Origin of the sequence: Marinobacter sp. AC-23, from assembly GCF_001858325.1 — a bacterium.
GTDB lineage: Bacteria > Pseudomonadota > Gammaproteobacteria > Pseudomonadales > Oleiphilaceae > Marinobacter.
In genome coordinates, this window is sequence record NZ_MBPP01000033.1 from 22,615 (window position 1) to 29,840 (window position 7,226).

A 7,226-nucleotide genomic window follows, 5' to 3' on the forward strand; every position below is an offset into this window, starting at 1 on the left:
AACGCAAGGTACTCATGGCCCGGAATCAGCCTTCGGTGTCATTGCCCACGCTTGGGCCAAAAAACTCGCCGTAGCCACCACCTGGGGAGGTATCCACCAGTGCCCGGTAGTTATTGTAGATCGCAAGCTGGCGCAGTTCGGCCGAGGAGGGATTGAGTGGTTCTGAGAACACAGGGGCTGTGCCACTGCCAAGGCCTGAGACCCCAAGGCCCGCGGTCAGAAGATCGTCAGTAACGCCGTCATATTGAGTGTGCAGGATGTCGCCCTGGATAAACCCGGGCGCCTCGCTTACAGCGGGCGGATTGTCTTTTTTGCTGTCGTTACAGGCACTCAGAGCGATGCTTGTAACGCTGATCAATGTGCAAATCATGATACGTTTCATGGGTCGTTCCTTGTTTTTTTGTTGTTAAGAACAAGCCGGGCCCAAGGCCCGAAACAACCAATATGCGCATCTTGTGCCATTATTCTATCTGAATGTTTTTATTGATAATTCTATAATTTCATCAAACTCCGAAGGAGCGACTGTCCAGATTTCCAGACATTTCTGGCTCTGCAGGGGGCAACACAAAGAGCTGAGTTCCAATGACAAGCGGCCGCTCCGGCCTGTCTGTCCTGAAAACAGGACACCGTAGCGAATATCGGACAGTCGTGGAAAACTAACCAATTTTAATGAACGGCAGCAGGCTTAGGCCGGCAATCACCAGAATAGCCAAGCAAGCGGCCAGCGTACGTAGAGGTTTGTGCCGGAACATATACCAGATGCCGCCGCCCTCACCTTGTAGGCGCCAGGCTTCATAGGTTTCACGCTGGCTTTGCATTCGCTGACGCTGGTATTCCTGCAACAAGACTTTGGCTCTTTCGGCCTCGTCATCATCGTGCACCCAGAAACCACCCATGCTGATACCCCACCGACTTGGCGGGGTTTCGTAAAAACGCACGTCGTGGTCATCAAACAAGGCTCGAATTTCGTCGGCTTCGTCGTCGGGCACGTGGCGCAAATTCATCAAGTGGTGGGGCATGACGGCTCGTTGTCTGGTATCGGACAGGGTAATACCGATATCCTAACACCAAAGACCCATAGACCGAATTCACCACCGGAACCGTTCATGACAGATCACTCCCTCCGCCTGCTGCTGGATTTTGATGCCTGCGCCCAGAGAGACAAGGGGCAGGCCCAGGCATTTTTGCATCGGCGGGACCGCAAGTTTGCACTGACTTGTGAACAGCAAGGCATAACGCCCGCCCCGAAAAGCTGGATGGCCCACATCAATCACCTGAGCGGCCCGGGGGCAGTTGCTTCTCCATCGGTGCCCACCTTGCGCTTCTGGCAGCGAATCAACAGCGGTTTTATGGCTGCAGGCACCCTGTTTGGCATACTGGCCATGCTTGGCTTGCTGTTCTATGACGGTGGCCAGCGCATCAACGTGACCGTTATTCTGGCCTTTGTTGGCTTCCAGCTTTTGCTGGCGCTTCTGACTACAGCTCAGTCTCTGGCCGGCTGGCAACCATGGCGGTCACTGCTCCGGCGCTTTCGCAACAATCCCGAATCGCCTGTTTCCTTAAAGCTTCAGCCGGTGCTCATGGCACGGGCCGCACAGCTTGGCGGGCTTTGCTTTGCGCTAGCCGGCCTGGCAACCTTGCTGGTGATGGTGGTGCTTCAAGACCTTGCCTTTGGTTGGAGCACCACACTTGAGACCAACGCCAGTGGCTATCACGCACTGATTTCAACCCTCGCCGCACCCTGGGCTTGGTTATGGCCGGCCGCTGCGCCAGATTTAGCGCTTGTGGAAGCCTCCCGGTTCTTCCGCGCAAGCATGGGGGAAGGCGGCGTTAACCCAGCACGCTGGGGTCAGTGGTGGCCATTCATCGCTATGCTTTGGGCAACCTGGGCACTGCTGCCCCGCTTGATTCTTGCTTTACTGGCCAATGTGCTAATCCGTCGCAAAGCCCGGTATCTGCTGGCTAGCCACCCGGCCCTGCATGCTTTGATGTACCGTATGGAAACACCGGCCCTTGAAACTGGCAACGACCATAACGACGCCACAGACCTGCCAGACACTGAAACGCACCTAAAGTTACAGCCGTTGCCGGATGCCCGCACTGTATTGTGCTGGGCCGGTGCCGGCGACCCGGAATTGCCAGATGCACTCAGTGCAGGCAAGAGCCTGATTGCCAAAGCCGGCGGCAGAATGACCCTGGCGCAAGATCGGCACACCCTGGAAAAGGTAGCCACACAACTGGCTCAGGAACCCTGCCGCTCTGTTCTGTTGGTTACCCGCAGCTGGGAGCCACCCACAGGAGAGCTGGAGGATTTTCTGATCAGTGCGCAAGAGCTCTGGCCCGCGGGAACGCAGATTGCTCTGGTACCCTTGGCTACTCACATTGAGCAAGAACCGGATGCCCATCAGGTTCAGCAATGGCTGAGATTCGCCATGCGGGCCGGGCCGGAGTTTATAACGGTCAGCCTGATACCGGCCCATGGCCCCCTTCCTGACGTGAACGGTGGAGTTATGGAATGAATACCGCACCCATTTTTGCCGTTGTGGGCCACCCCAACAAGGGTAAATCCAGCGTGGTGGCAACCCTATCGCAAAACGATGCCATAGCCATTGCACTGGAGCCGGGCACCACGCGTAAGCGGCAGTCCTACCCCCTGAGTGTGGATGGCAGAGTTCTCTACACACTGGTGGATACGCCTGGCTTTCAGCGCCCCCGGCGTGTGCTGGAGTGGCTGGAAGCCCACAGTGTTTCCGCATCGGATCACAGTGAAACGGTTCGTGCATTTGTTTTGCAGCATCAGGCGACGGCCGTTTTACCGACGAGTGTGAGCTGCTGGCACCACTGATTGAGGGTGCTGGAATAATTTACGTGGTAGATGGCTCTGCGCCATACAGCGCCGAGCACGAGGCCGAAATGACCATTCTGCGCTGGACAGGCCAGCCAAGCCTGGCGCTGATCAACAGCATCGGGCCAGACGATTACAGCGCAACCTGGCAAGCCGCGCTGGGGCAGTTCTTTCAGGTTGTGCGCAAATTCGACGCCGTTCGCGCCCCTTTTGAGCAACATTTGAGTTTGTTGCGGGCTTTTGGTCAGCTTGAGCCAGACTGGGAGCAGGCTCTCGGCGAGGCAACTCACCACCTCTCCGCCCAGCGCGAACAGCGTCGTCTTCAGGCCGCAGGCATCATTGCGAAAGCACTGAAAGACATGATGTCATTTCAGGAAAAGCGCACGTTAACCCTGGATCAAGTCGCCGGGACCAGCGACAGCACCCTTGCGGATCAGCTCCGGCAGCGTTGGTACCAGCATCAACGCCAGCGTGAGCAAACACTGCGGGTAGAGGTCGAGCACCTGTATCAACACCAAAGCATCCGCCGCCAGGAAGCCGAACTGGAATGGCACAGCGATCATGATCTGTTCTCTGAAGACAGCCGCAAACATTGGGCTGTTAGCAAACGTTATTTGACCACAGCAGGTTTTGGCGCAGGGGCGGTCAGCGGTGTCGGCCTGGACGCACTCACCTTAGGCACATCGCTAGGCGCGGGCGCTTGGTGGGCGGCCTGATCGGGGCTGCGGGGAGCTATTTTTACGGTGACAAACTCACGTTGCCAGCTTTGAATATAGGCCTGCTTCGCGATGGCCTGAAAACAGCCACCTTCGGACCTGTGCAAGACAGCCAGTTCGGTTACGTGGTATTGGGCCGGGCGGTGGATCACTGGTGGCACATAAGCCACCGCAATCACGCAGGAAGAGAGCTGCTGGATCTTGAGCCTGCTGACCACCACTGGTTGGAGCGCCTCGATAAAACCAGCCGCCAAACCATCCAGAAAACCCTCGACAAATGCCGTAAACAACAGCCTCTGGACGAAAGTCAGCGACATAAATTCCATGTTGCCATAGAGCAATGTATGGCAGTTTATGACGACTGGCGGTTGAATCGAATGTGAAATGAGTGTTTATACTGTATAGATATTCCATCACCAAGCGAGGAATGCTCATGAAAATTGTACGAGTTCAGGACATCATCGGTACCGAACGTGAAGTGCATGGCCCAGGTTGGACCAGCCGTCGTATGTTGTTGAAAAAAGACGGTATGGGCTTCTCTTTCCACGAAACGATCATCCCTGCTGGCGCAGAACTAAACCTGTGGTACAAGCATCACCTGGAAGCGGTTTACTGCGTGGCCGGCAACGGCACGATTACCGACAAAGCAACCGGTGAGACCCACGAAATTTCCGATGGCACGCTGTACGCCCTCGACAAGCATGACCAGCACACCCTGCGCGGTGGCACGGAAGACATGCGCCTAATCTGCTCGTTTAACCCGCCCGTTACTGGGCAGGAAGTACACGACGAAGATGGCGCTTACCTGCCGGATACCAGCGAAGACTGATCTTTCTTGTCTGCAACTGAACACCCAGTGCCATCCACGCCGCCATCGACAGCAAGCCTGCTGCCGGTGGCGGCGTTGCTTTGGCTCGCTGGAGTTTACCTGCGCATACCAATACTGGTGGCGCCGCCGTTAGCTCCGTTTATCGGTGACGAGCTGGCACTCTCTCAGGCCCTCACTGGCGCCCTGACCACGCTGCCCATTCTCATGCTTGCCATAGGCGCCATGCCCGGCTCCCTGTCCATATCCCGCATAGGTCCGCGCAATACACTGGCGCTAGCCATGCTCATTATGGTCGCTGGTTCCGCAGGTCGTGGCCTGGCACCAGACACCATCACCTTGATGCTCACTAGCGCGGTTATGGGCCTAGGTATTGCCATGATGCAACCTGCGCTACCGGCCCTGCTACCACGTTGGCTGGAACCCAAACATCTAGCCTTTGGCTCCGCCATCTACATGAATGGCATGCTGATGGGCGAATTCATCGGCGCCGGTATCACCCTGCCGGTCATCATGCCGCTGCTGGACAACAGCTGGCGCGCAACCATGTTGGTATGGTCACTGCCAGCATTGCTGGTCGCCGCAGCCCTGCTCCTACCCAAGCGAGACCTTGCAAGGCCCACCCGAAAAGTCGCCTGGTTACCAGACTGGAAAAACCCGCTCACTCTCAAGCTGGGCTTATTACTTGGCGTATCCGGTTCCCTGTTTTTCGGCGTAAACGCTTACCTGGCTGCCTTGCTTGAGCAACGAGGCGAGTTCGAAAACCTCACCGAAGCCCTGTTCTGGTACAACTTCGCCCAAGTGATTGCGTCGCTGCTGATGCTGAAAATGGCACGCTATTGGGTAGGTAAAAAAGCCCCGCTAATCACCATGCTGATACTCAGCCTGCTGGGAACCATAGGGATGTTGGTGTTTACGGGGTGGTGGGCAATTGCCAGCGCGACCTTCATGAGCTTCACCGCCGGCATATTGTTAATCATGATGGTGGCGTTACCACCGCTGCTGGTACCCGCCAGCGAAACCGGCAGACTATCCGCCGGCAACTTCCTTGTCGGCTACACCATGGCCTTCACAGTACCCATGCTGGGCGGTTTACTCTCAGACTGGACGGGCGACATTCGACACGCCATAGCAGTAATGATTGCCTACGGAGTTCTAGTCTCCCCATTGGCCATCAAACTGAACCTGCAAAGGCAGTGAGGCCCTGCCCATGATCAATGGTGCAGAGCCGGGGTGCGGGGGTGTCTTTTCCTCTGGGAAAAACACCCCCGCACCCCAGCCTTCGGGCTTTAGATGTAATAGTCCTTTAATGGGGGGAACCCATTGAATTCCACGGCACTATAAGTTGTTGTGTAGGCCCCTGTGGACAGCCAGTACATACGGTCGCCAATGGCCAGGTTCAGCGGCAGCGGATATTTGTGGTGCTCGTACATAATGTCGGCACTGTCGCACGTTGGGCCTGCAATTACGCAATCTTCGCCTTCACCCTTTTTGTCCGTCCAGATGGGGAATTTGATTGCCTCATCCAATGTTTCGATCAGACCATTAAACTTGCCAACATCGGTGAACACCCAACGGTGCAAAGCGGTGCGGGATTTACGGGCGATTAGAATTATCTCACTCACCAGAACACCGGCATTGGAAATTAGCGAACGACCCGGTTCAATAATGATCTCAGGCAGATCATCACCGAAATCCTCTTTCAGGAAGCGGGTGATTTCTGATGCATACACACCCAGTTCGTTGGTCCGGTTGATGTAGTTAGCCGGAAAACCACCGCCCATGTTGATCATTTTCAATTCGATACCGTCTTCTTCTTTCAGACGCTCGAAAATGACCTTCACCTTGTTAAGAGCCGAGTCCCAAGCGCCAATCTCGCGCTGCTGGGAACCCACGTGGAACGAAACACCGTAAGGCACCAGGCCCAGATCCCGGGCTAGGATCAGCAGATCCATGGCCATATCACTCTCACAACCAAACTTGCGAGAAAGCGGCCAATCGGCTGTTTGCGTGCCGTCGGTCAGAATGCGCACATACACCTTCGCGCCGGGAGCTGCCTTGGCAATAACACGCAAATCCGCCTCCGAATCCGTAGCGAACATACGCACACCCTTCTCATAGAACGTGCGAATATCCCGCGCCTTCTTGATGGTGTTGCCGTAGCTGATCCGATCACCGGTCACACCCAACCCCATCACCTTTTCCAACTCATACACCGATGCGATATCAAAGCTCGCACCCTTGTCCCGCAGCAGGGTCAAAACCTGCGGAGCCGGGTTAGCCTTCACTGCGTAATACACATTGGCATAAGGGAAACCTTCCGCCAGCTCGTCGTACTGACGATCAATGGTGGCCGTATCAATCACCACAAACGGTGTTTCTTTGGTATCCGCAAACGCCTTGATCCGGTTAAAGGTCTCAGCGGTGTAGTAATCGGCAATGTTAGCGTTGGCTGACTCGGTCATTGATGGTGTTTCCCTCCAGAGATAATAAAGCGATGCGCCAGAACCAAAACGGTCCCGACAATAATCGCGATAATCGGGCTTTCCCCACCCCGCAGATATCAGCAAATCTACTCATAATTTAAATATTGGTAAAATACCTCCAACGGCCGAAAGGCTGGGGAGCGGGGTGTCTTTTCTGTCGGGAAAAAATGTCTGAGCGGAGCGAGTTGTTTTTMCCAAAGAAGACACCCGCTCCCCAGCCCACCGCAAACGTGAGCCTTAGCGAACCCCACCTAAACCCTCTATAATTCCCCAACAACAACCGACCACCACAGGATTCCCCCAATGGCACGACTCATTGCAGCAGCACTCATCACCCTGCTGTTCTTGGCTGG

6 protein-coding genes and 1 pseudogene are annotated in these 7,226 nt (G+C 55.6%); 4 read left to right on the forward strand and 3 right to left on the reverse strand.

The annotated features are described in order from the left end of the window. Positions 1-25 precede the first annotated feature (25 nt). Together BCA33_RS21825 and BCA33_RS11765 are read right to left on the reverse strand one after the other, a co-directional pair. A complete protein-coding gene (locus BCA33_RS21825; protein ID WP_254774354.1) occupies positions 26-382 on the reverse strand; it encodes a D-(-)-3-hydroxybutyrate oligomer hydrolase in 357 nt (118 codons plus the stop codon). Positions 383-656: 274 nt separating this feature from the next. Then, positions 657-1,019, reverse strand: a complete 363-nt coding sequence (locus tag BCA33_RS11765; protein WP_071266060.1) for a DUF6164 family protein — start codon at positions 1,017-1,019, stop codon at positions 657-659. 87 nt (positions 1,020-1,106) lie between these two features. On the opposite strand from BCA33_RS11765, the gene BCA33_RS11770 reads away from it, so the two are divergent. From BCA33_RS11770 to BCA33_RS11785, 4 genes and pseudogenes are all read left to right on the forward strand, one after another. After that, positions 1,107-2,519, forward strand: coding sequence for a DUF2868 domain-containing protein (locus BCA33_RS11770; RefSeq protein WP_071266062.1), 1,413 nt, complete (start codon positions 1,107-1,109; stop codon positions 2,517-2,519). Beyond that, positions 2,516-3,944: pseudogene (locus BCA33_RS11775) on the forward strand (GTPase/DUF3482 domain-containing protein). The gene BCA33_RS11770 and the pseudogene BCA33_RS11775 overlap by 4 nt, the downstream one beginning before the upstream one ends. A 50-nt stretch (positions 3,945-3,994) precedes the next feature. Next, positions 3,995-4,390 carry an ectoine synthase gene (locus BCA33_RS11780; protein ID WP_071266064.1) on the forward strand — a complete coding sequence of 132 codons (396 nt, stop codon included), beginning with the start codon at positions 3,995-3,997 and terminating at the stop codon, positions 4,388-4,390. Between the two features lie 6 nt (positions 4,391-4,396). Then, positions 4,397-5,587, forward strand: coding sequence for a CynX/NimT family MFS transporter (locus tag BCA33_RS11785; RefSeq protein ID WP_071266066.1), 1,191 nt, complete (start codon positions 4,397-4,399; stop codon positions 5,585-5,587). A gap of 89 nt (positions 5,588-5,676) precedes the next feature. On the opposite strand, the gene BCA33_RS11790 is transcribed toward BCA33_RS11785, so the two are convergent. Then, a complete protein-coding gene (locus BCA33_RS11790; protein ID WP_071266068.1) occupies positions 5,677-6,852 on the reverse strand; it encodes a type III PLP-dependent enzyme in 1,176 nt (391 codons plus the stop codon). Between the last annotated feature and the right edge of the window lie 374 nt (positions 6,853-7,226).